This is a genomic window from Paenibacillus sp. MY03, from assembly GCF_002165585.1.
Taxonomy (GTDB): domain Bacteria; phylum Bacillota; class Bacilli; order Paenibacillales; family Paenibacillaceae; genus Pristimantibacillus; species Pristimantibacillus agaridevorans.
This window is the reverse complement of sequence record NZ_MXQD01000057.1, coordinates 20,553-44,541: the sequence shown is the minus strand read 5'-3', so window position 1 is coordinate 44,541 and position 23,989 is coordinate 20,553. Positions and strand designations below refer to the sequence as shown.

Annotated in this window: 19 protein-coding genes and 1 pseudogene; 13 read left to right on the top strand and 7 right to left on the bottom strand. The window is 52.1% G+C overall.

The window, feature by feature from the left end:
• Positions 1-116 precede the first annotated feature (116 nt).
• The 6 genes from B1748_RS31330 (at position 117) to B1748_RS31305 (ending at position 8,029) form a co-directional block, all read left to right on the top strand.
• Entirely contained in the window at positions 117-2,468 is a 2,352-nt protein-coding gene (locus B1748_RS31330; RefSeq protein ID WP_087571900.1) for an AraC family transcriptional regulator, read from the top strand.
• Positions 2,469-2,611: 143 nt separating this feature from the next.
• Positions 2,612-4,234 (top strand): extracellular solute-binding protein, encoded by a 1,623-nt coding sequence (locus B1748_RS31325; RefSeq protein WP_087571899.1) that lies wholly within the window; start codon positions 2,612-2,614, stop codon positions 4,232-4,234.
• A gap of 112 nt (positions 4,235-4,346) precedes the next feature.
• On the top strand, positions 4,347-5,252 hold the full coding sequence (locus tag B1748_RS31320; protein WP_087571898.1) for an ABC transporter permease: 906 nt from the start codon (positions 4,347-4,349) through the stop codon (positions 5,250-5,252).
• 11 nt (positions 5,253-5,263) lie between these two features.
• Positions 5,264-6,145: a carbohydrate ABC transporter permease gene (locus B1748_RS31315; RefSeq protein WP_087571897.1), complete on the top strand. Its 882-nt coding sequence runs from the start codon at positions 5,264-5,266 to the stop codon at positions 6,143-6,145.
• Positions 6,146-6,656: 511 nt separating this feature from the next.
• Positions 6,657-7,103: a YdeI/OmpD-associated family protein gene (locus tag B1748_RS31310; protein ID WP_087571896.1), complete on the top strand. Its 447-nt coding sequence runs from the start codon at positions 6,657-6,659 to the stop codon at positions 7,101-7,103.
• Entirely contained in the window at positions 7,100-8,029 is a 930-nt protein-coding gene (locus tag B1748_RS31305; RefSeq protein WP_087571895.1) for a phosphotransferase family protein, read from the top strand. Before B1748_RS31310 ends, B1748_RS31305 begins: the two co-directional genes overlap by 4 nt.
• On the opposite strand, the gene B1748_RS31300 is transcribed toward B1748_RS31305, so the two are convergent.
• Positions 8,026-8,643, bottom strand: coding sequence for a hypothetical protein (locus B1748_RS31300; RefSeq protein ID WP_087571894.1), 618 nt, complete (start codon positions 8,641-8,643; stop codon positions 8,026-8,028). The genes B1748_RS31305 and B1748_RS31300 overlap by 4 nt on opposite strands.
• A gap of 170 nt (positions 8,644-8,813) precedes the next feature.
• On the opposite strand from B1748_RS31300, the gene B1748_RS31295 reads away from it, so the two are divergent.
• Positions 8,814-9,143 (top strand): ArsR/SmtB family transcription factor, encoded by a 330-nt coding sequence (locus tag B1748_RS31295; protein ID WP_087571893.1) that lies wholly within the window; start codon positions 8,814-8,816, stop codon positions 9,141-9,143.
• A 96-nt stretch (positions 9,144-9,239) separates the two neighbouring features.
• Positions 9,240-10,499: pseudogene (locus tag B1748_RS31290) on the top strand (SulP family inorganic anion transporter); the annotation flags it as partial.
• A 90-nt stretch (positions 10,500-10,589) separates the two neighbouring features.
• Here B1748_RS31290 and B1748_RS31285 read toward each other — a convergent pair.
• The 4 genes from B1748_RS31285 to B1748_RS31270 all read right to left on the bottom strand — a co-directional run bounded on the left by B1748_RS31285 (position 10,590) and on the right by B1748_RS31270 (position 16,318).
• A complete protein-coding gene (locus B1748_RS31285; protein ID WP_087571891.1) occupies positions 10,590-11,042 on the bottom strand; it encodes a hypothetical protein in 453 nt (150 codons plus the stop codon).
• A 103-nt stretch (positions 11,043-11,145) separates the two neighbouring features.
• Entirely contained in the window at positions 11,146-12,975 is a 1,830-nt protein-coding gene (locus tag B1748_RS31280) for an ABC transporter substrate-binding protein (protein ID WP_087571890.1), read from the bottom strand.
• Between the two features lie 377 nt (positions 12,976-13,352).
• Complete coding sequence (locus tag B1748_RS31275) at positions 13,353-14,858, bottom strand: ABC transporter permease (RefSeq protein ID WP_087571889.1); 1,506 nt, start codon at positions 14,856-14,858, stop codon at positions 13,353-13,355.
• 14 nt (positions 14,859-14,872) lie between these two features.
• Positions 14,873-16,318, bottom strand: a complete 1,446-nt coding sequence (locus B1748_RS31270; RefSeq protein WP_087571888.1) for an ABC transporter permease — start codon at positions 16,316-16,318, stop codon at positions 14,873-14,875.
• 280 nt (positions 16,319-16,598) lie between these two features.
• Between B1748_RS31270 and B1748_RS37855 the strand changes: the two genes are divergently transcribed.
• Together B1748_RS37855 and wsfD are read left to right on the top strand one after the other, a co-directional pair.
• Positions 16,599-18,335 (top strand): ABC transporter ATP-binding protein, encoded by a 1,737-nt coding sequence (locus B1748_RS37855; RefSeq protein ID WP_306299349.1) that lies wholly within the window; start codon positions 16,599-16,601, stop codon positions 18,333-18,335.
• Between the two features lie 109 nt (positions 18,336-18,444).
• Positions 18,445-19,881 (top strand): glycan biosynthesis hexose transferase WsfD, encoded by a 1,437-nt coding sequence (wsfD, locus tag B1748_RS31260; protein WP_087571886.1) that lies wholly within the window; start codon positions 18,445-18,447, stop codon positions 19,879-19,881.
• A gap of 100 nt (positions 19,882-19,981) precedes the next feature.
• Here wsfD and tatC read toward each other — a convergent pair whose 3' ends face one another.
• Both tatC and B1748_RS31250 read right to left on the bottom strand, forming a co-directional pair.
• Positions 19,982-20,725 (bottom strand): twin-arginine translocase subunit TatC, encoded by a 744-nt coding sequence (gene tatC / locus B1748_RS31255; RefSeq protein ID WP_087571885.1) that lies wholly within the window; start codon positions 20,723-20,725, stop codon positions 19,982-19,984.
• A 13-nt stretch (positions 20,726-20,738) separates the two neighbouring features.
• Positions 20,739-20,984, bottom strand: coding sequence for a MerR family transcriptional regulator (locus B1748_RS31250; RefSeq protein WP_087571884.1), 246 nt, complete (start codon positions 20,982-20,984; stop codon positions 20,739-20,741).
• 346 nt (positions 20,985-21,330) lie between these two features.
• On the opposite strand from B1748_RS31250, the gene B1748_RS31245 reads away from it, so the two are divergent.
• The 3 genes from B1748_RS31245 (at position 21,331) to B1748_RS31235 (ending at position 23,831) form a co-directional block, all read left to right on the top strand.
• Positions 21,331-22,935 (top strand): flavin monoamine oxidase family protein, encoded by a 1,605-nt coding sequence (locus B1748_RS31245; protein ID WP_087571883.1) that lies wholly within the window; start codon positions 21,331-21,333, stop codon positions 22,933-22,935.
• A gap of 87 nt (positions 22,936-23,022) precedes the next feature.
• Entirely contained in the window at positions 23,023-23,580 is a 558-nt protein-coding gene (locus tag B1748_RS31240; RefSeq protein ID WP_087571882.1) for a RidA family protein, read from the top strand.
• A 53-nt stretch (positions 23,581-23,633) separates the two neighbouring features.
• The gene (locus B1748_RS31235; RefSeq protein ID WP_087571881.1) at positions 23,634-23,831 is read left to right on the top strand and encodes a twin-arginine translocase TatA/TatE family subunit; all 198 of its coding nucleotides are present in this window, start codon (positions 23,634-23,636) and stop codon (positions 23,829-23,831) included.
• Positions 23,832-23,989 lie beyond the last annotated feature (158 nt).

Sequence of the window (23,989 nt, the reverse complement as noted above, 5' to 3'; positions counted from 1 at the left end):
TTACGGATGAGGAAGCGCGGAGCCGTTTCCGGGCGGAAATTTGCGGAATTAGGAGAAATATAGCTGGAAACCGAAGTATAATCAGCTATATGAAATGCCGTTAGAGGAGAGATGATATGCGACAGGGCGCTGCCAAACGAAGCTTGCTCAAAAATAAAAACAGCGCTTTTATTACGCTGTTTTCGTCCTATTTGCTTATTTTTTTGCTGCCGGTCACGATCGGGGTCGTCATGTATGGGAAAATCGAGAGGAATATGACCGATCAAGGAAACCGCTCGAACCTTGTGATGATGGAACAGCTTATGCTGGTTGCGGACAACAGGCTGAAGGAGCTTGAGTATATGGCGGAGCAGATCACGTTGAATGCGAGACTGCAATTTCTGCTCAGCAAGGGCGCGTCGGAAAGTCCTGCGGATCAATACAAGTTCGTCGAGTTCATGCAGGATTTGACAAAATTCCGCAACGCGGACAGCATGATTTTGGATTATTACGTGTATGTCAAAGAGGGCGACCAAATCGTCACGGCGAATATGAAGACATCTCCCGAAACATTTTATCGACTGTCTCTGGGCTATGAAGATATGACGGCGAGTGAATGGAGACAGCGCCTGTTCGAAACAAACCATTACAAAAGCTATTTGCCTGCGGAACGGGTTAGCCATGCCGGAATGACCCGTAACGCGATTACGTTCGTGCAATCATTGCCGATCGATACGATGTCCGGAAATAAAGGGACGCTTGTTATTCTTGTGGACGAGCAGCAATTCAAACAGCTTCTCGCAAAAATCGAGTGGGGAAGCAAGGGATCGGTATTTATCGTCAATGACGATAACGAAGTATTGATGAACACCGGAGAAGTGACGGATTCGATCCGCGCGATCATTCCGACGCTGATCGAGCGTTCCGGCATGACAGAAGTGAAATCCGAAGGGCGGGCGCAGATGGTTTCCTACACGTCCTCCGATCGCAACGGATGGAAGTATATGACGGTCGTGCCCAAAAGCGCGTTTCTGGAGGTCGTCGACGAACTGAAAATGCGCGCGCTCTTCCTGTTGGCCTTCTGCCTAATCGGGGGAGCCGTCATCTCTTATTTGCTGGCCTACCGGCACTACAGTCCGGTCAAGGAACTGGTCAGTCTTATCCGCAACAAAAAAAGCATAACGGAAACCGATTCGTGGAACGAGTTCGATTTTATTAAAGAAACGATGCAGACGGCTTTCAACGACGAGAAAAAGCTGAGAGCGGCGCTCACGCAGCAAACCGCCGTGGTGCAAGCCAATTTTTTGGGCCGTTTGATTCGCGGTCAGGTGGATTCCTCGTCGTTAACGGAAAGTTCCTTAGCCGATATGGGCATCCGATTCGCTTCGAACCGATTCCGCGTGCTGCTCGTGGAAATTAATGACTGCAGTCGTTTTGTCCAAGGAGAGCACGAGAAGGAATGGGCTCTTGCAAGATTTGTAATCGGGAACATCGCCGGAGAGCTGCTGGACAGTCGAGGATACGTGCTGGAGCTTGACCAGAGGCGTCTGGCTGTCGTGATGAATGAAGAGGGACAGGCTGAGCACGGAAGCGAAACCGCCGGATCTTTTGCGGAGGAATTGTGCCAAACGGCGGAAACCAGTTTTCGGATGTTCATAACGATCGCGGTAAGCGGCGTGAGGGAAGGAGCCGATTCGCTCGGACACTGCTTCAGGGAAGCGGGAAAGGCGCTCGACTACAAGCTCATTGCCAGGCAGAACCGCATTCTTTTTTACGAGTCGCTTCAGACGAAGCTTTCCGCCTACTACTACTACCCGGTTGAAATGGAAGTGCAGCTGATGAATTTCACGAAGAGCGGAGAGCACGAGCAGATTGCGAAGACACTCGCCCAGCTGTACGAAACGAATTTGCAGGCTGACAGCATTACGCTGGAAATGGGCAGATGCCTATATTATGAAATCATCGGAACGCTCCTCAAAACGCTGCATTCCCTAAATATCGAGTACAGCTCGGTATTCGGCGACGGGATCAATCCGATTCTGCGGCTTGGCGACTGCAAGACGTTTCAAGAGATGCACATGCTCGCATTGGATTGGTATATAGAGGTCTGCGACTATCTCGCTGCGGGCAGAACCGACCATCGAGACCGGCTGCTAAGCGCGATCACGAAGCATATCGATGAACACTACGACGACATCATGCTCAGTCTGACAACCATTTCCGAGAAACTGGACATTACCCCGCAATATTTATCTACCTTCTTCAAAAGACAGAGCGGACAGAACATTACGGACTACATTGCGCACGTTCGGGTGCAGGAGGCCAAGCGGCTCATGGCGGAGTCTCCGCTTGCTTTGGCACAGATTGCCGGAATGGCAGGGTTCGGAAATAACATTAGCTTCAATCGCGTTTTCAAAAAAATCGAAGGCATTACACCCGGAAAATACAGGGAGCAGCTGCGGCAGCCTAATTCTATTAACGAAGATTAAATAATGAATGCGTCCATTCTTAATATTCGTTAACGAAAGCATAAACCTCATCCTATCCGAATAAAGCCGGCCGCGATATGCTAACTCATGAAATCGGCTGGCGGCCGGTTATCATAGCGGAAAGCACACAGGGAGGCACGAGTATGTTGAGGGGCACAAAAAAAATTGGGATGGCATCGCTCTCGCTTTTGCTGGCGGCTTTATTGGCGGCGGGCTGCAGCGGCGGGAAAGAGACAGGCAAAGAAACGGAAAAGAAACCTGTCGACGGGCAGTCGCAGACGACGGAGGTCGGATATCCGGACAAACTGAGTTATTTCGTTTATTTGGATCCGAATGTGAGCGCTACGCTGAAGGACTTGTCTCAGGTCGGCGTATATCGGAAGCTGGAGGAAATCACGAAGACGAAGGTGGAGTTTATGCATCCCTCTTCGGACGACCAGTTCAACTTGATGATGACGTCCGGCAATATGACGGATGTAGTGGAAGCCAATTGGGGGAAGGTCGTGCCGGGGGCTGACAACTACATCAAGGAAAAGCGCATCATCCGTTTGAACGAGCTGATCGAGAAACATGCGCCTAATTTTTCGAAGTTGCTTAAAGAAAGACCGGACATCAAGAAGATGATTACCTCGGAAGAAGGCAATATTTATGCGTTTCCGTTTATTCGGGGCGACGATTATTTGCTGACCGCACAGGGCCTGTTTCTTCGCAAGGACTGGCTCGACAAATTGAATTTGAAGGTTCCGACCACGATTGACGAGTGGGAGACTGTACTCCGCGCTTTTAAAGAGAAAGACCCGAACGGCAACGGCAAGGCGGATGAAATTCCGTTCCTGCTCGAGCTTAGCGGGATTAACAACAGCCATGCATTCGTCGGCGCCTGGGGGGTTACGGCCAAAGGCTTTTACCAGGAGGACGGGGTCGTCAAGTACGGGGCGGTTCAGCCGCAATTTCTGGAATTTATTAAAAAGATGAGCCAATGGTATAAGGAAGGGTTGATCGATAAAGATTTTGCAACGACGGACGGAAAGCTGAAGGACTCGAAGGTTACGGGGAACCAACTGGGCGCGATGATCGGCTTTAGCGGTAGCGGGATCGGAAAGTATATGGGACTGATGCAGGACATAGACAAATCGTTCGACCTCGTTGCCGCTTCGTATCCTGTGCTGAAGGCGGGGGATCGTCCGGAGCTCGGCCAGAAGGATTTTGTTTATAACGGAATGGCTACGGCGATCACGACTTCGAATAAAAACCCGGAGGCGACCGTCAAGTGGCTCGATTATGCATACGGGCCGGAAGGGCATATGCTCTTCAACTTCGGCATCGAAGGCGAGAGCTACAACATGGTGGATGGATATCCCACCTACACCGATTTGATCATGAAAAATCCCGACGGACTTCCGCTATCCCATGCGATGGGAAGATATATAAGGGCGTATTCGACGGGACCGTTCGTACAAGATCGGCGTTATATGGAGCAGTATGCCCAATTGCCCCAGCAGAAGCAGGCGATCGAACTGTGGATGCAGCCGGAAAACAAGAAGCTGATGCCTATCGTGATGCTTACACCCGACGAAAGCTCCAAGTTCTCCTCGATCATGAACGACGTGAACACCTTCTATGATGAGAAAGTGACGAAGTATATCATGGGCGCAGAATCGCTCGATACGTTCAACGACTTCATCAAGACGCTGAAAGGCATGGGGATCGACGAAGCGACCAAAATCCAGCAAGCCGCGCTGGACCGGTATAATTCCGGCAAGTAGGAGAGTCGGTACGGGCAACCCGGGTTGCTAGGTCAACTAAGTCAACTCGGGTTGCTCGGATTCATCCACGCGTTAATTCGGATTAAAGTAACGGAAGATAGGAGATTTTCGCATGCTTTCAAACTTGGGGAAGGATCTGAAACGGAACAAGTATGTATATTTGATGCTTGCACCCGTTGTGGCTTTCTATTTGCTGTTTCATTACGGGCCGATGTATGGAATTCAAGTCGCATTCAAGGACTATTCGCTTTCAGGCGGAATGTGGAACAGTCCGTGGATCGGGTTCAAATATTTCGAACAGTTTTTCGACAGCTATTACTTCGGCCGAATTGTTCGCAATACGGTGCTGATCAGCCTTTACGAGCTGTTGTTCGCTTTTCCCGCGTCGATCTTGCTCGCCATCATGCTTAATGAGGTACGGCAGCCTAGGTTCAAGCGGACCGTGCAATCGCTGACTTACATGCCGCACTTCATCTCTATCGTCGTTGTCGTAGGGATGATGACCGATTTCTTGGCAACGGACGGTCTTGTCAATCACCTGCTGACCTCGCTTGGACTGGGCGAGATTCCTTTCCTTCGTGAGCCAGGTTGGTTTCGGACGCTCTATATCGGCTCTGGCATTTGGCAGCATATCGGTTGGGGCTCAATTGTCTATTTGGCGTCGATCGCCAATATCGATCCGACGCTGTACGAAGCGGCGAAGGTCGATGGAGCAGGAAGGTTCAAGCAGATCGTGCATATTACGATTCCCGGCATGATTCCGATCATCGTTATTTTGTTTATTTTGAAAGTCGGCTCGATGATGGCGGTCGGCGATGAGAAAATATTGCTGATGTACAACAGCGCAACGTACGAAACGGCAGATGTGATTGGGACATATGTGTACCGTAAGGGCATTTTGGAGACAAACATGAGCTACAGCGCGGCAGTCGGCCTTTTCAATTCCTTGATCAATTTCGCATTGCTCATCCTGGCCAACAGCTTCAGCAAACGAGTGAGCGAAAATAAGCTATGGTAAGGAGGAGGAACGTGCGAATTAGACAAAGCTTCGGCGAGACCGTCTTCGAATCCGCGAATTTGCTGCTGCTGTCGTTGTTGTCGCTGACGGCGCTTTATCCTTTACTATACGTGTTTTTCGCTTCTTTTAGCGATCCGGCGGCATTGATGCAAGCGAGAGGATTTTTGTTCAGGCCGATCGGCTTGAGTGCGGAGTCGTACCTGATGGTGTTCGATAATCCGATGATTTATATGGGGTATATGAATACGCTTTTCTACGTCGCCGTCGGCACGTCGCTGAACATTTTGCTTACCTCTTTCGGCGCATACGGGCTTTCCCGGAAAAATGTGCTGCTCAAAAATCCGATCATGTTCATGATCGTCTTTACGATGTTTTTTTCCGGCGGGCTTATTCCAAGCTATATGCTCGTTAACAATCTAGGACTGCTCGATTCGCGTTGGGCGATCATTTTACCCTCGCTGCTCAGTACGTGGAACTTGATTATTATGAGAACGTCGTTCCAGGCAATACCTGCCGGCCTTGAAGAATCCGCGCGGATGGACGGAGCGAACGATTTTACGATTTTGTTCCGGGTCGTTCTCCCGTTGTCGCTGCCGGTTGTGGCTGTGATGGTGCTGTTTTACGGAGTGGCGCATTGGAATGCGTGGTTCGGGGCGATGATATATTTGCGTGACCGCGAGTTGTTCCCGCTGCAGCTTGTGCTTAGAGAAATTTTGATTACGAACAACACAGACTCGATGATGACGAGCGTCGGTGGCGGAGACAAGATGCCAGTCGGAGAAACGATCAAATACGCGACGATCATCGTGGCTACTGTGCCGATATTGCTGCTGTATCCTTTTCTGCAAAAATATTTCGTCAAAGGCGTCATGATAGGCGCGGTTAAAGGGTAGGAAATCGAATTTCAGTTGATTGACAGTCCCGCCCATGCCTCTTAACAATGTGAAACCGGGCGGGCTTTTAATCCGATCGAGTACAAGAAGAATTTATTATCTTGGGAAGGTAAGTTTGAAGCTAACGTGTGCCCGTTTTGTATCGTGTGTACCGATCTAAGCTTGGATCTCGTTACGATCTTAAGCTATTACCGAGTACGTTGGCACATTGAAACGGGATACCGTTACTTCAAGGAATTGCTTGGCTTTGATCAATACCAGTTGCTTTCAATACCACTGTTCGACATATTAAGGGATCTGAAGATGACCGCATAACGCTCATTTCACCTCTAGCACCACCAGTTTGCCTTCTTCAAGGTCTGATTTGTTTTTTTGCAAGAGTCAAGTAAGGAGATTGGAATTTCCTCGAAAGGGATGTTTCGCTCTCTTTTTTTTGCATTTGCAAAGATCAATTGAATTAATTGGAATGTTTTCGTATGATTTTGAGATAAGGCGAAAGGAGGTTGGCAGGATGAAGTTTACGACAGTGATTGAGTTGGGAGGCAAAACGGCTACCGGATTCGAGGTGCCGGCCGAAGCGGTAGAGGCGCTTGGGCAAGGAAAGAAACCTGCCGTAAAGGTAACGATTGGCGGGCATACATACCGCAGCACGGTCGCCGTGTACGGAGGGAAGTACATGCTGCCGCTTAGCGCGGAGAACCGGAATGCCGCCGGCGTCGCGGCCGGGGACGAGGTTGATGTCGCGCTCGAATTGGATACCGAACCGAGGGAACTGGAAGTGCCGGCCGATTTCGCGGAAGGGCTAGATCGCGTACCGGCTGCCCGAACGTTTTTCGAAGGACTGTCGTATAGCAACAAGCGCCGAATCGTGCTGCAAATCGAAGGGGCGAAGACGGAGGAAACCCGCATCCGTCGTATCGACAAGGCGGTTTTATCGCTGGGAGAAGGCAAGTTATGATAACGATGATTGAAGAACATGTGTTGCGTTGGATCGAGCGGGCGGTTCATCCTGAAGCAAAAATAAAATCGATTGAACGTTTGATGGGCGGAGTGTCGACACCGATCCATCGTGTAATCATTGACGTGCGAGGAGAGGCGCACCGACTCGTGCTGAGGCAATACACGGATGAGGAGTGGCTGGAGAGCGAGCCGGATTTGGCGAAACACGAGGCAGAAAGCTTGCGGAAAGCATCAGGCGCGGCGGATATTGATGCGCCGAACGTCGTTGCTTACGATGAGACGGGAAACGAATGCGGATTGCCGACATTACTGATGACCCATCTGGATGGCCGCGTCGTGCTGGAGCCAGAGGATGTGCGGGCGTGGACGGATCGCATGGCCCGTACGCTAACGCGGCTGCATGTTGGCGCGAGTACGGAGGGCTTCCCGTGGACGTATGGCGCTTACAGCGATGCGGCGAAGTTCGATGCTTCGGGCTGGACATCCGTTCCGGACCGCTGGAAGAGAGCCATTGAAATTCTGCTCGGGCCGAAGCCGGCGTTTGTCCCGAGATTTATTCACCGCGATTACCATCCGACGAACCTGTTATGGGTGGACGGGGAGGTCAGCGGCGTCGTCGATTGGGTAAACGGCTGCATCGGCCCGGCGGGCATAGACGTCGGTCATTGCCGGGTCAATCTTGCGCAGCTGCACGGCGTGGAAGCCGCCGACTCATTTCTGGAAAGTTACCGGCGCTATGCAGGCGACAACTTCGACTATAATCCGTATTGGGATCTGGCCACCCTCGTCGACTACGCCTTTGGAGAACCGGAGGTCTACCAGGGTTGGATCGATCTCGGCTTTGCCAAATTGACGAACGAGCTGGTGATGGAGCGCCTGGACGCTTATTTAGAGAGCGTGTTGGCAAGGGAGAACGAAATCTAAGAGCGGGACGAGTCTAAAGATTGATGGAAGGAGCGGAAATCGGCCGTCATCATTTTGATTTTTCTTTGCAGTCGAATACGCCGTTTGCGGTCCGTGCCGCAATGCATCAATTGATCCATCGTTTTGTCGAGCTTTTCCCGGAGCGTCAAAATAAAGCCGATCGCGACATGCGATTGTTCTATTTGGCGCAGATCGGCTCCCAATGCCAGGCCAAGCCGTTCATGGCGTGCATTCGCGCGAGGCATGGCCAGATTGACGTCAACTCGCTCCGGCGTAAAGTCCTCTCTGTAATCCTGACCCGGAATTTGCTCCCAGAATGATTGCCACTCATCCAATACGCCTATCTCGTATAAATAATATTTAAGAAATCCGCATAACCATGCCGTGCAGCTGGTATTTCTTTGGCCGCAGCCCAATCCGTCGGCGAGATGCGGGCAGCCTCTGCAGCAAGATCCTCCGTAGCTGATGCAAACGTTGCATATATGATGCGTTCCGAGCTCTCCGAGCGTCTTCATGCCGTCCACGATTAGCGCATTCCGGGTAAGAGTAACGGTATGTTCCCCCTCCGGGGAATCGTTCGTCGCCTTCCTTGCTCCGATTGTCTGTTCGCTCACCGGTCAAACCTCCATAAAATCGAATATTCAAAAATTCAAATATAATTATTCAAGTATAGTGCAACTCTGCGAAAATGACAAAGGTTCTGAAGCGATTGGTCAACCTGAAAGCCGAATTATGGTATGATGGAGAAAGATGATCAAGAAGAAACAGGTAAGGGGCAGCTGCCGTGAATCAAGAAATTCCTCAATTCAAAGCGAATTTTTACAAAGCTCTCGCTCATCCGATGCGAATTCGGATTCTTGAGGTATTATGCGAGGGCGATCGGAACGTTAACGAGCTTCAGACCATTCTGGGCTCGGAAGGATCGGCCGTCTCGCAGCAATTGGCTGTATTAAGAAGCAAAAATGTTGTATATGGCATCAAGGAAGGAACAACGGTTATATACTCGCTCCGCGATCCGCTGATCAAGGATATGCTCGCCATTACAAAGCAAATATTCGACAACCATCTCGTTGACGCGATTTCGCTGCTGGAGGTCATTCGGAAGGAGCCCTGATAATAGGCAACTTCCGATTGACAATCTAACGGCGAGGCGGTAGTATTTCATATATATTCAAATATTTAAATATATGAAGAAAAGAAGGTTGTACAAATGAAAGGGTCGGGGAGATACGCGGATTATCGCGCGGGGTCGTTTCGGAACGATTTGTTATCCGGCTTCATTGTAGGGATTATTGCCATTCCGTTAGGGATGGCATTTGCTATTGCTTCCGGCGTAAAGCCGGAATACGGGATTTACACGACAATCGTTGCGGGCGTGCTCATCTCGGTGTTTGGCGGATCGCGTTACCAGATCGGAGGACCTACCGGAGCGTTCGTTCCTGTTCTCTTGGCCGTGACGCTGCAGTACGGCTACGAAGGGCTTCTGACGGCGGGCATGATGGCCGGGGTGATTCTCGTGGTATTGGGGGTGCTCAAGGCGGGCAGCTTCATACGATTTATGCCGAAGCCGGTTATCGTCGGCTTTACTTCGGGAATTGGAGTCATCATCTTTGCCGGACAGCTTCCCGCATTTTTGGGTTTGGACCGGATCGATAAACAAGAAAGCTTCCTGCTGAACATCAAGGAAATGGCGCTTCATCTGTCTTCCGTCAATGCGTACAGCATCGCCACGGCGGCGATCGGCTTCGCGGGCATTTTGCTGTCGCGTCGGTACTTGCCCAAAGTGCCGGCTTCTTTGGTTGGTTTGCTGATCTCCGCCGCAGCGGCAGTGCTGCTGTTCGACGGGAGAGTCGAGACCATCGGCTCGTTGTACGGCGAGATACCGAATGCATTGCCCGCGCTTCGAATTCCCGAGCTTTCGCTGGAGCTGGCCGGACAGCTGTTCGTCCCCGCGTTGACGATCGCCATGCTGGGCGGCATCGAATCGCTATTGTCCGCCGTAGTGGCCGACGGGATGACGGGAAGCCGCCATAACAGCAATCGCGAGCTGGTTGGTCAAGGCATCGCGAATATAGTCGCGCCTTTATTCGGGGGGATTCCGGCAACGGGAGCTATCGCGCGAACGGCTGCGAACGTGAAGTCGGGCGCGGCGTCGCCGGTGTCCGGCATCGTGCATGCACTGGTCGTGCTGGGAGTGCTGATGGCATTTGCGGGGTACGCTTCCCGCATCCCGCTTGCAAGCATGGCGCCGATCCTGATGGTTGTCGCCTGGAACATGAGCGAACGCCGCGCGTTTATGGGGATGCTGCGCGCCAGAAACGGCGAATCACTGGTGCTGGCGACGACGTTTCTGCTGACTGTTTTTACGAACTTGACCATTGCCGTACTCATAGGAGTCGCCATGTCATTCGCCTTGTTCATCTCTCGCGTGCGACAGCAGCGCTCGGACGCCAGCGTGGCAGAGGAGGCGGAAAGTTAATGTGTACTAGATCAACGATAAAAGACGACCTGCATTCCTCATAGAAGGAATGCAAGGTCGTCTCTGTGTATGTGCATGTTATTATCCCGCAGGAGACACCCGATAAGCCGTACGCCTATCGTCGCCGGCAGTCCCGGCGTCGTCCACGGCGGTCAGCGCCCAGCCGAACGAGAGCACGCCGGCGAGAGATGCGGCTTCGTCCGCCGTCAGCGACGCTGCGACCGCTTCCGAGCCGGGCTCAAGGATGAGCTCCGCATCCTGTTTTAATGCGACGAAGATCCAACTATGGATGCCTCGGATCGTGTTGTATTTGATCTGGTAGCCGTTCTCCACCGCTGCCTTAAACGTATCCGGTTGCTCGGAGGCGACTGTCCTCAATCCAGCGTAGTCGAACTGGAATTTGCTGTCGTCCTTCGGGAGGTCGCCGCTGTTTACCCGCGAGATCAACTCCTCGTTCGACCAGCCAAGCGACTTGAGCGATTCGAGCTGAAGCGCGTCCCACTGCGAAAGTTTAGTTGCGGATGGTAGAGTCATGTTCAATCACTCCTTCATGTATGATGATCAACAAGTCCCTAAACGAAGAGACGCTCCCGACCAAGTGTTGGCGGGCCGGGAGCAGTCTCTGTTATCGTGCTAATTATTTGCTCGCTTTGTAAGCGTTCAGGAATTCCTTCGCTTTGGCTGCGTCGGCTTTAAGCTCCAGACCTGTATCCACGATCGGGCTAAGCGTAGAAATTGCCTTGAATTTGTTGCCGCCGTAGTAGGTGATAAAGTCTTCTTGGTTGATGGAGTACAATACGGCTTTGCGCAGATCCGCGCTCTCCGCGACCGCGCGGTTTTTCGTGTTGAACAGCAGATACGATACCGCGTTGCTTGGCAGCGTCTGCAGTTGCAGTTTGCTATCGCCCTTCACGATGTCGAATTTCGTCTCGGACACGGCGTAGTACAGATGAATCTCGCCGCTGCGAAGCGCCGCAAGGGTGCTGTCGGCATCTTTAATGAAACGTACTTTAATGCTGTTGATTTTCGGAGCGTGATCCGTGCCAGTCATGTAAGCAGGGTTTTTGTAAAAGATCGCTTCGTAATCGTTTTTGTACGACAGGATGTAAGGACCGCTAGTGTACAGCGTATTGTTGTACGCGTTGCCTTCCGTAACCGTGTTTTGGTCGCCGTAAGGGATATCCTTGTTCGGGTCGAACTTCGCCACGTCGTAGGTGTTGATTGCTTCTACTTGCTTCTTGGATACGATGCCCGCGGATTGGTGAGCCAGGTAGTTCAACACTTGCGGGAAAGGTTCAGTTGTTGTCACTTTGACGATTTGGTATTTGCCTGCGCCGTTGTCGGCTTGCGTTTTGTCTGACACAAGGGAGGCGATTTTCGCATCCAGGCCTTCTTCAAGAGCTGCTTTAATCGTCTGGTCGCTGCCGGATACTTTGATGCCTTCCAGAGCGGCTACGTCCGTAACGACTTCAGCGCTTTTGATATGCTCATGCAGCGTGTATGTGCGGTGATCCGGAACGGAATCCTTGTTCTTCGCACGGTCAAGCGAGAAGATTACATCGTCCGCGCCTACGCGCTCGCCGGTGTCGACAGCCAGCTTGTCCTTAACCGCGGCGAAGTTGATGTCGTCGCGAAGGATGAAGTAGTAGTCGGAGTTGCCGTCGGCGATGGCATGATTAAGCGACAGGGAGCCTACGGATGTCACTTTATCGTCGTCCGTGAGGTTAACGAGGCGAACGTATTGGTTCGTGTTGATAATGTTGATGGAACCGTCGTTGCCCTTGATCGGATCAAGCGATGTCAATGTAGGCATAGTCGATTGCAAGACCAGCGCGTCTTTATCACGTTTCGCTGTATCGTTGAAGTCAAGCTCTTCCCAAGGCAGGGAGCGGGACTTGGACAGACGAACGGAATCCGGGTTCAGCACGTCCTTGTTCAGCGCCTGGGATTTCAGCGAGCTGTAGAGCGGAGCGATATAAGCGTTATCGAATACGAGCTTTTGCTCGAAATCTTTGTACGTCGCTACAAATTGTTCCGGCGTTTGAGCTGCCGCTTGCTCGATCAGAGCATCGATGTCGGCATCGGACATGATGCTGTAGTCGCCGCCTGTCTTGAATAGCGAGCGAACCGCGTAGTCCGGGTTGCCTGTTACCGTTGTCCAGCCGGACAACGATACGTCGTAATTGCCTGCGTCTTGTTGAGCTTTGAAACTGCTGTAGTCGGCTTGTACGTTAAGCTTGACGTTGAAGCCGTTTTTGTTCAGCTGATCGCGGACGATGTTAAGATCCGCTTCATTGGCGCTCATGCCGAGCACCTCGATGTCTACCTTGTTGTTGTCGACGACTTCCGAGCCGGTCGTAGGCGACGGTGATTCTGCTACGTCGTTTTTGGTGGTCAGCTTGCAGCCGCTTAACACGATGGATAAGCTGAGCAGCAGCATCGCTCCGAGTTTGACTTTGTTCTTCATGGTGTTCCCCTCCTACAAGATATGTTTGAATAAGGTTGTTCAAAAAGTCCGCTTCTCATCACGAAGTATACCAGGAAGCCTACTCGACATCGAATCTTGAATTCAGGCGAAACTTAAGCATATGCTTACGAAGTATGTTTCCTTTGGAAACATTGCAGGTGCTCACGTAGCTGCCACTACGCTCCGCTCCTCAGTTTCTACCTTCATCCAATCTTCTCGATGCTGAAAACCGAACTTTTTGAACACGAACTATATGTTAACTCACATTCATTCATCGTCCAGTCATGGTTTCGAAACATAGAAGTCGATGGAATATGAATGAGGTTACGACAAGGAATAAGACTTTGGCGTTTTTAGTAAATGAAACAGGCCAATTGCTAATCCAGCTTCGGATCCAGCGCGTCGCGCAGACCGTCGCCAAGGAAGTTAAACGACAGCACGAGGGCGATAATCGCCAGGCCAGGATAGATCGCCGTATAGGAATGGGTCTCCAGGTAGGCGCTGCCCAGCTTCAGTATGTTGCCCCATTCGGGAATATGCGGCTCTACGCCGAGACCCAGGAAGCTGAGGCTGCTCGTCGAGATAACGGCCGTACCGATTGTCAACGTGGACTTTACGATCATTGGCGCCAGCGAATTCGGGACGATATGCTTGAACAGAATCGTTAGATCGCTGGAGCCGAAGGCTCTTGCAGCTTGTACATATTCCAGCGTAGATACCAGCATGACGTTTGCCCTCATCGTCCTGGCATAGGTCGGAATTGCGCCGATGCTAAGCGCCAGAATGAGGTTGGTCGTGCTGGCGCCGAAAGCAGCGATAATGGCAATAGCCAGCAGGATGCCGGGAATCGCATACAGAATATCCAGAGCCCGCATAATTATATTGTCCGTTTGACGGCCGTAGTAGCCGGAGATTGCGCCAAGCGCTCCGCCGATAATGACGGGGATGAGCGTGGACAGCAAGCCTACGACAAGCGAGATCCGGGCGCCGAATACGATGCGCGAGAATAGATCGCGTCCGAAGTTATCCGTTCCCAGCGGGTATTCCAAGCTCGGAGGCTGGAAGATCGCTGCATAATTATTATCGATAGCCATGCCGTAATCGAAGGTCAGGTAGCTGCTGATGGACAAAGCGAGCAGGAATAAAATAAAGAGCAGGCCCAACATCGAAGTCGAGCTTCGGGACAAACGGTCGATAATATCGCCAACCTTGGAGCCGGACGTGTAACCCTTGTCGCGAAGCTTCGAGATCAGGAGTAGGCCAAGGAACAAGGCGAACAGGTTGCCCGTAGCGGCTGTGGCGATCAGGATCAAAGCTACGCCCCACATCCAGCGAGGAAGCTTGGTCCCGTTCGCGGATTTGGCGATGAGAAGCAGCGCAACAAGCTGCACGACGGCTGATACCAGCAATAGGAACATGCCGGGCAGGAAGCCATTCGACACATAGGGCTTGAACAGGTTTAGCGACGATACGGCGAATACGAGCAAGGTCGTAAGCAGCGTATACACAGCTAGCGTGTAAGCCGCCGTCTTGCGTTTCTTGACAAGCTGGAACGCTGCGGTGGCTGCGAATACGTTAGCAGTGAACAAGCTAAGCATTAGCAAGTAGCCCATTATTCGGGTACCGGCAGTGAGCTCGCCTATGGCAATCAGATTGCGGCGAATGAGCAGCCAAACGACAAATTGCAGGGCCGCGAAGACGAGATAGGCGACACCAACGGCCAGAACGGCAGGACGGAAAGCACCTTCATCAGGCACATAGCTGTTCAGTAGAAGAACAAGTCCCAGCGCGAGCGTAATGATGCCCGCAAAGCTGGCTTGTCCATACTCGGGCGCCGACTTCAGCCGGAAGTTGAGCTCTTGTTTAGTCAAAGTAATATTCATCCTATAAGCACCCTTTAATATTGTTTCATCTTGGAGCGGATTCGCGGATCGAAGAACGCGTACATCAGATCAACGATGACGTTGACGATCGAGATCGTAATAGCTGTGTAGACGACGCCGCCCATGATGGCCGGAATATCCGGAATGAACTGCTTGTCGACGATGTAGCTGCCGATTCCGTTAATATTGAATACCTTCTCCGTAACGGCCGCTCCGCCAAGCATACCGCCGAATTGAAGGCCGATGACAGTGATGATGGGAATCAGCGCATTGCCGACGGCATGCTTCCATAATACGTTGCGGCGAGCAAGACCCTTGGCCCGAGCCGTAATAATATAGTCCTCGTGAATGACTTCCAGCGTGGAGGAACGCGTCATTCGCGCAACCGCTGCAGTCAATCCGGTACCAAGCACGACGATCGGCATGATCGCAGAAAGCCAGTTGTTCGGATTATAGGTTGCCGGCAGCCAGGACCAATTGATGGAGAAGTTCAAGATGAAAATCAGTCCTTGCCAGAAATTCGGGATGGACAGTCCGAGCAACGCAATGAACATAAACGTATAGTCAAAAAAAGAATTCGGCCTTGTCGCCGATATAATGCCGATAGGCAAAGCGATAATAACGGCGATCACTGTGGAGATCAGCGTTAACGTCAACGTGACCGGGAACTTGTTCGCGATGGATACCGTTACATCTTCGTTGCCGGCGAATGAACGACCGAGATCGAAGGTAAAGATATCTCTAATCGTGTTCCATAATTGGACAAGATAAGGCTGGTCCAACCCATATAGACGATTAAAAGCGGTAATCTGTTCATCAGTGGCCGTTTCGCCAAGGATATTGGCGGCGGGACTCATGGGCGAGATGTACAGGATGGTGAAGACAAGGAAAGCGACGCCCAGAATGACGAACAATGCCATGAACAGCCGTTCGGCGATGTATTTCGCATAAGGGTTAGCATAAACGGCCATCAGGACATACATGGGAAGACCCAGCACGAACGAAAGGGCGGCGAAGAGAGGATAACCCATAAGCTCGCGATAGGTTGCCGAGAAAGTTAATTGCCCCTGCGAATGCCCGGCGGCGGAGGTTTCATGGATCCGCTCTTCGACAAGAACGTTAAGTTTGGCTTCCGCCAATCGTTCCGCTTCGGCGTTAAGCCGTTCCTTCGTAACGGACTGCCCGAAGAAACGGTGCTTGCGCGAGAGCCGGTCAATCGCCTCCGCCAGCAATTGCTCTTTCATTCCGGCAGCCGCCAGCTCTGAGCGAATTTCTTGCTTTCGTCTGGTCGACCCGTCTCTTGTTTTACGGTATTGGTAAACTCCGAACAGGATCAACGTGATCGGCGCTCCGAGCAACAGCAACAAGGGGCGATAGGCAGGGTTAACGAACAGTTTATTATAAATGGAGGCAATACGATCAATGAAGCCGTATCCCGTTGCAGCAGCATCGCCAGTCAAACTATTCCGCTCCTTTAAAAGGTTGTTCAAAAAGTCCGCTTTTGATCACGTACCGAACTTTTTGAACTTTCACTTTTATCTATTTTAATTTGCATAATTCCGATCGATATAGTAGATTTTATTTTAAGGGTTACGAAAAGTCAATAAAATTTCAATTAGATACTAATGGAATGAAATAATAGCTTGAAATAAAATTTTCATATATTATTTATTATAGCTATTTGCAACAAAACAGAAAAGATGCGCGACACGCGAAAAAAATAAAAAAAAAGGTGACATCATGGATGAGTTGCTGCAAGTCAAAGATTTATCGGTTTCTTTCTATGTAAGAGATAAAGAAGTGGAGGCGGTTCGCGGCGTCAGCTTCGAGCTGCGCAAGGGCGAAACGCTGGGAATCGTCGGAGAATCCGGCAGCGGCAAGAGCGTCACGGCGCGCACGATTATGCGTTTGCTGCCGTCGCCCCCGTCTATCGTTAAGGGCGGAGAGGTCCTGTTCCAGGGGATGAATCTGGCGGACAAAAGCGATTCGGAGATGGAAGCGATCCGAGGCAAGGAGATCGGCATGATTTTCCAGGATCCGATGTCGTCCCTCAATCCGACGATGCGAATCGGCAAGCAGATCGAGGAGAGTCTCATCAAGCACCGCAGAATGAACAAGTCGGCAGCACGGAATGAAGCGATCGAGATGCTTCGGAAGGTAGGGATACCGAACGCCGAGACTCGTTATTCGCAATATCCGCACGAATTCTCCGGCGGGATGCGTCAGCGTGTCATGATCGCCATCGCGCTGGCCTGCCGGCCTTCGCTGCTTATCGCGGACGAGCCTACGACGGCACTCGACGTAACGATTCAGGCACAGATTCTGAATCAGATGAAGCAACTGCAGCAGGAGCTTGGCACGTCCATTATATTAATTACGCATGATCTGGGCGTTGTCGCCGGCATGTGCGACCGCGTCGTTGTTATGAAGGACGGCGAGATTGTGGAGACGGCAACGACAGAGGAGCTCTTTGCGAATCCGAAGCATCCCTATACGATTCGATTGCTCAATGCTCTGCCGCGTCTCGACGAAAAGAAGAAGCCGAAGCTCGCTCCTCTTGTGAAGCGCGAGAAAGACGATGTGCCGCTCCTGCAGGTGAAGTCGCTGCGTCAGCACTTCGATCTCGGCAAGGGACAGGTTCTTAAGGCCGTCAACAACATCAGCTTCGATGTTCACGCGGGGGAGACGCTTGGCGTCGTAGGGGAATCGGGCAGCGGCAAATCGACGACGGGCCGTACGATTTTGCGGCTCAACGAAGCGACGGGCGGCGAGGTGCTGTATCGCGGCATTCCGCTCCAACAGTTAAATCGCGGAGAGATGAAGAGGATGCGCCGCCATATGGGAATGATCTTCCAGGATCCTTATGCTTCGCTGAACCCAAGACTCCGCGTCGCCGATATTATCGGCGAGGCGCTTGATGTGCACGGCATGCATGAAGGGAAGGCTGCCCGCCAAAAGCGGATCGAGGAACTGCTCGACATGGTAGGATTAAACGCCTCGCATGCCATGCGTTACCCGCACGAGTTCTCGGGCGGCCAGCGGCAGCGGATCGGCATCGCCCGTACCCTTGCCGTCGAGCCGGATTTCATCGTTTGCGACGAGCCGTTATCCGCGCTGGATGTATCCATCCAGGCCCAGGTCGTGAAGCTGCTCGAAGAGCTTCAGCAGCGGCTGGGTCTGACCTATCTGTTTATCGCCCATGACTTGTCCATGGTGAAGCATATCAGCGACCGTGTAGCCGTCATGTACAAGGGCAAGATCGTGGAGCTGGCGGAGAGCGAGGAGCTGTATACCAATCCGCTTCACGATTATACGAAGACGCTGCTGGCCGCCATTCCGGTGCCGGATCCGAAGGTGGAGTCGCAGAAAAAGCTTGTCATCAATCAAGAAGCATCGAAGGCGGACCCGTATGGACTTGACGCGTCGCAGTTCGTGGAAGTGTCGAAAGGGCATTGGGTAGCGATAGCAGGGGCGTGAATCGGCAGTTGGAACGGCAGCAATAAGGGAAAGTTTAAGAAACAACGGTTTTGTGTTAGACTTAAATGGGAAATCCAGGAATAACAGTCTAACGAGTAGGATGTGCTGTATGGGGAAATGGTTAAAGGCGGAGTGGCTGTACGTTGCCGCCGCAGGAATTGTTGCAATCGTGCTGTTGTTTGCGGGCCCATTTATCGGGGTGGCGGACAACGGCGATTTTTTGCGAATTATGGGAACGGCTGGGTTAAATTATTACGATGCGGGTGAGTCTTACGAGGATCGTTTTTTTGGTTATGCCCATGCCTTATTCGCATATGACGGGTTTCTTCGGGGATTCTATCCTTCTACGCAAATTCTATTGGTTGTCCTTGCGAGATTGATAGGGGGAATTGCGAACGGCGAAGCCTTCGATATTCGCATTTTGGGAGGCATCTACACCGCGCTGTTACTGGCTGCAGGGTATGTTGCGATAACTGCTGTACGTACGGAGTTTCGGATTGTTTCGGCGCTGCTTGCTCTGCTGATGGTATTTGTTTTTGCCGACGTCGGCTACTTGGCTTATTTCAATTCATTATTCGGGGAACCTGTTTCATTCGTTTTCTTGCTGCTCTCGATCGGATTCGGGCTGAAGCTGGCAAGATCGGAACAACCGACAGTCCCGCTGCTGCTGCTCTTCTACGCGTCGGTGCTGTTTTTGACTTGCTCAAAGACGCAGAATGCGCCGATCGGAATCGGATTTGCCCTGCTGGGGCTTAGATATATCGGCCTTGGCGACAAAGGGAGACGTATACGGACGTGGATAGTCGGGTTGTCCGCGTTTACCGCGTTGGCGTCCGTGACGATGTATGTCGCGGCTCCCAAAGATTTTAAGGAAATTAATATTTATCAGACCGTGTTTTTCGGCATATTGAATAACTCGCCCGACGTCGAAGGCGATCTGGACAAGCTGGGGCTGCCGCAGCGATTGTCCGTACTGGCGGGCACGAATTATTTTCAGGCAGGGACGGCGATTCCGCAGAACGATCCTTCCTTGAAAGAGGACTTCTACGACCGGATTTCGCATTTCGATGTGCTGGGCTTCTATTTGAGCCATCCCGGCCGATTGGTAGAGAAGATGGCGTATGCGGCAGAGAACTGCATGAGCATCCGGCCTTATTATCTTGGCAACTACGAGAAGTCGGAAGGGAAGGAGCGAGGGGCGCTTTCGTTTCGCTTTAGCGGGTGGAGCGAATTCAAGCATCGATACGTTCCGAACGAGTTATGGTTTGTCGTTGCCTTTTTTGCGGCATATATGGCTGTTGCCTGCCTGGAATGGTTCAAGGCGCGGGCGCTTGGATCGCGAATCAAGGCAGAGTTGTTCCTGCTGCTGGCGCTTACCGGCATCTTTGCTTTCCTTATCCCGATATTGGGCGATGGGCAGGCCGACATGGGCAAACATCTCTTTTTGTTTAACGTCTGCTTCGATGCCATGGTCGTGTCATCCGTTGTCTGGGCGATATATCGGATTCGCAAGCAAGTACGAGTATTTGGGCATACAGGCCAATAAGCAAACCTTAACAAGACCCTTGCCAGAAACAGACCGGACGAGTTCGGTCGTTTCTGGCAGGGTCTTGTTTGCGTACCGCCGGCAGAAGCGCTTGTCCCAATTACGAAGCCATGGCTTCCGTTGCGGCAACCCGTTTTCGGTACACGGACTTGGACAGCCAAACGCTGATCTCGAATAACAGGATAAGCGGGATGAGGAGCAGAAAGTCGGATACGATGTCGGGCGGCGTCATCAGATTGGAGACGACGACAAGAACGAGATAGGCGTACCGTCTGGAACGGCGCAGCCGTTCGGGCGTCAACAGGCCGATGCGGGTGAGGAACATGACGACAATCGGGAGCTCGAAGGCAGCGGCAACGGGCAGCACGATGTTCATCATGAAACCAAAGTATTGAGCGACCCCATACGTCTCCGTTAGCTGAAGCTTCTCCGAGACGCTTGTGACGAACGAGAAGCTCATGGGCAAAACAACGAAATAACCGAAAGCAAGGCCGACCAGCAGGCAAAACACGCTGTAAGGGATATAACGAAGCGTGGCCGACCGTTCGTGCGGATACATTCCCTTTTTCACGAAGTTCCAAATCAGTAATAGCGCAACGGGAAGCGTCAACACAAGCGCGACGGACATCGCGATAACCATATAGATGCGAACGCCGTCAAAGGGGGAAAATGTGTTCCAGTCCATCGATGACGCCGGAGGCGCATTTTTGATAGCGTCGAAAATGTATGGCGCGACGACGAGTCCGGCGACGGTGCATAATACGAATACAATGGCGATTGCGATAATTTGTTTGCGCAGCTGAGCCAAGTGCTCCAGGAAAGTCATGATTGTCGGCGATAACATTACACAGCCTCCTCTAGGTTTCCAGCGAGCGTGGGGCGCCGGACAAAAAAGTTTTGCGTAACTCGAACGTATGGAAGCCGTCTCGCAGCTTCCGGTCGATCTCCTTCAATTGCTCCACATCCTCGAACGAGAACTTTCGAGCACCGCCCGGTGTTCGTTCCGGAAAGATGAGCTGTCGATCCTCGTAATACCGGATTTGCCTCTCCGTAAGCCCCGTCAATTCTCTGACCATGCCAATCCCTATCACCTTTTTGCTCATGCTCTCGCCTCCTGGTTCATTGCAAAGAATGTTGGATGCTGAATTTCGTGGCAGAATTAGGTTAGATAAACTAACATTTATTTCGTTTGGGAGAGATTTTAACAATCGGCAACCTGTTTGACAATGGTCTCGATGAACTATTCCAACCCGTTATACAAAAATGAGAGATATTGACGTGGGAGGAACAGCCTATATTTACGAAGTTTATCAGACGAAAGAGAATCTTAAAAAAACATTTATGTAAGTATTTCTGACATAAAAATAGAGTCTCTCAATCCCGGCATGTTATCTTGACGTTGTGTGGTAAACCAAGCACATCGATGCTGAAGAATGGGAGTGGAGCGGAATGGAATCGACCAAAGCGCCAAATGAAATGTCCAGGCGGCAATTTCTTAGCGCGGTAGGCAAGATCGGCGGCGGGGCCGCGGTATTTAGCGTCATGGGTACGCTGGGACTGTTGTCGCCGGAGACGTTGAAAGCGGCGGATTACGAGCCGCCCGATGCGAACGCGCTGAATCTGAGCGGACGCGGCGGCAAAAAAGTCGTCATCCTCGGAGCCGGTATCGCGGGCATGACCGCAGCGTACGAGCTAGGTCAAGCCGGATTCGACTGTACCATTCTGGAAGCGCGGGCTCGATCCGGAGGCCGAATCTGGTCCGTGCGCAGGGGGACGACGGTGACCGAGATCGGCGCGGCGAAGCAAGTGGCCAGATTCGCGGACGGTCTGTATCTGAACGCGGGGCCCATGCGCATACCGCAGTTCCATGTCACGATGGAATACATCCGGAAGTTCGGCATTGCCATCGAGCCGTTCGGCAACGTCAACGACCACGCCTACTACTACAACGAGAATGTTGGGGAGCTGTCGGGCAGGAAGGTTCGCAAGCGCGAAGCGAAAGCCGACGTACGCGGGTACGTGAGCGAGTTGATGGCGAAAGCCGTGAAGCAGAACGCGCTGGACATGCCCCTGACGGCCGAGGAGAAGGAAAAGCTTGTGGCGTACCTCCGGTCGGAGGGCGGACTGGATGCGGATTTATTTTACAAGGGGTCTTCGAGGGGCGGTTATAAGGACGAGCCGGGCGCGCGTCTCGACGCCGGCGTCATTCGCGATCCGTTTAGCATGAAGGCGATTCTGAATTCGGGCTTCGGGAACTATCTCAGCAGCGAATACGGTTACGACCAGCAGATGATGATGTTCCACCCCGTTGGTGGCATGGACGCCATTCCGCAGGCGTTCGAGAAACGTCTGAAGGGCAAGATCCGCTTTCACTCCGAGGTGTCCGAAATCAAGCAAAGCGACAAAGGCGTCACGGTCTCCTATAAGAACTTGGCCACGGGCGCTACTCAGAAGCTGGAGGGAGACTTCTGTATTTGCACGATCCCGCTATCGGTGCTCAAGGGCATTAAGGCGGACTTCTCGCCGGATATGAAAAAAGCGATAAACAGCGTCGGTTATGCCTCCGCGGGCAAAATCGGACTGCAATTCAAACGCCGCTTCTGGGAGGAAGACGAGGGCATATACGGCGGCAACACGTTGACCAATATGGACATCTCCTCCATCTATTACCCTCCAACCGGCTATATGGACAAAAAAGGGTTGCTGCTTGGCTACTATGCTTTCGGCGGCAGCGCGGACAAGCTTGGCGCGATGTCCTATCAGGAGCGGGAAGCGCACGCGCTGGCCCAAGGCGCGAAGATTCATCCGCAGTATCATAAGGAGTTCGAGGCTTCCTTCTCCGTCGATTGGAAGAAAATCAAGTATAACGAAGGCGGGTGGGTATCTTATTCGGGCGATCAACGGTCAACGTTGTATCCGACGCTGTGCAAGCCGGATCGCAGAGTATACCTGGCGGGCGAGCATATCAGCTACATAACGGCCTGGATGGCCGGCGGCATCGAGTCGGCGCGTGCCGTCGTCACCGACATCGCGGAACGCGTGATGAAGGAATAAGGTTACTGTTATGACGGCATAAATGATTGCGATCGCGCAAAAGGGCTGAACTTATTCGTCATTTATTAATGGAGGGAATGATTGGACATGGCGATCAAACGAAACGTCAAAGTATTGGCGGGAACGGCGATTTTATCGTGTTTTATCGGAGCTTCCGTGTACGCGGCGGCGGTTACGCCGAACAAATTGCCGCTAACGCCGATTAACGAGCCGGAGTTCTACGGCAGCCCCAGCTCTTCCATCTCTAACGCGGTGGCTCTGCCGGCAGGGTCGGCGACTTTCTCTACAAGCGGCACGGTGCCTCCTCTGCTCAACAAGGACGGCAAAACCGTCTATGAGCGCTACGGCAATACGGAGAAGCAGGCCGAGGGCATTCTCAAAAATATCGAGAAGCAGTTAATCGACCAAGGTTTGTCCCTGAAGGACGTCATCTATCTGCGCGTGTACGTGACGCCGGACGCGGCGCTGGACGGCAAATTCGACTATACGGGCTGGTTCAACGCGTATGCGAAGTTTTTCAACACAAAGGAGAATCCGATCAAGACGGCCCGCTCGACGGTCGGCGTGGCGGGTCTCGTCAATTCGGACTGGCTGATCGAGATCGAAGCGGTGGCGGCGTATCCCATCCCACATAATAGGGACTAGCTCTACGAGGTTGCGGGAAACAATAAAATAGAATCAGGAAGGGGAATGTTCCTATGCTTCAAAATATCGGATTCCCGGGATTGTTGATGATTTTGGTCGTGGTGCTCATCATATTCGGTCCGTCCAAGCTCCCGGAGTTGGGGCGCGCAGTGGGCCGGACGTTGCATGAGTTCAAGTCTTCGGCCAAGGAGCTGGTCTCCGACACGAAGGACGATGTGATCGAGGCGCCTAAGGAGGCTGCCAAAGGGTAGTCGGTGATACGCTTAGACAATGCGTTGCGAAGCGTCAAAGCCGAGCGTAGAGGGCTATCGTCCGCGGTGGTTTACCGAGTCGGGTCATAGGAGAGCTGTCGCCTCTTTCATAGGGGTGGCAGCTCTTTTTTTTGCTCGAATTCGACTTGAAATTCGGA

Coding starts and splice junctions, on each gene's coding strand:
- B1748_RS31330 (WP_087571900.1), top strand. CDS start 117: ATGCGACAGGGCGCTGCCAAACGAAGCTTGCTCAAAAATAAAAACAGC.
- B1748_RS31280 (WP_087571890.1), bottom strand. CDS start 12,975: ATGAAGAACAAAGTCAAACTCGGAGCGATGCTGCTGCTCAGCTTATCC.
- B1748_RS31235 (WP_087571881.1), top strand. CDS start 23,634: ATGCTTCAAAATATCGGATTCCCGGGATTGTTGATGATTTTGGTCGTG.
- B1748_RS31305 (WP_087571895.1), top strand. CDS start 7,100: ATGATAACGATGATTGAAGAACATGTGTTGCGTTGGATCGAGCGGGCG.
- B1748_RS31275 (WP_087571889.1), bottom strand. CDS start 14,858: ATGAATATTACTTTGACTAAACAAGAGCTCAACTTCCGGCTGAAGTCG.
- B1748_RS31245 (WP_087571883.1), top strand. CDS start 21,331: ATGGAATCGACCAAAGCGCCAAATGAAATGTCCAGGCGGCAATTTCTT.
- B1748_RS31320 (WP_087571898.1), top strand. CDS start 4,347: ATGCTTTCAAACTTGGGGAAGGATCTGAAACGGAACAAGTATGTATAT.
- B1748_RS31310 (WP_087571896.1), top strand. CDS start 6,657: ATGAAGTTTACGACAGTGATTGAGTTGGGAGGCAAAACGGCTACCGGA.
- B1748_RS31325 (WP_087571899.1), top strand. CDS start 2,612: ATGTTGAGGGGCACAAAAAAAATTGGGATGGCATCGCTCTCGCTTTTG.
- B1748_RS31250 (WP_087571884.1), bottom strand. CDS start 20,984: ATGAGCAAAAAGGTGATAGGGATTGGCATGGTCAGAGAATTGACGGGG.
- B1748_RS31285 (WP_087571891.1), bottom strand. CDS start 11,042: ATGACTCTACCATCCGCAACTAAACTTTCGCAGTGGGACGCGCTTCAG.
- tatC (WP_087571885.1), bottom strand. CDS start 20,725: ATGTTATCGCCGACAATCATGACTTTCCTGGAGCACTTGGCTCAGCTG.
- B1748_RS37855 (WP_306299349.1), top strand. CDS start 16,599: ATGGATGAGTTGCTGCAAGTCAAAGATTTATCGGTTTCTTTCTATGTA.
- B1748_RS31240 (WP_087571882.1), top strand. CDS start 23,023: ATGGCGATCAAACGAAACGTCAAAGTATTGGCGGGAACGGCGATTTTA.
- wsfD (WP_087571886.1), top strand. CDS start 18,445: ATGGGGAAATGGTTAAAGGCGGAGTGGCTGTACGTTGCCGCCGCAGGA.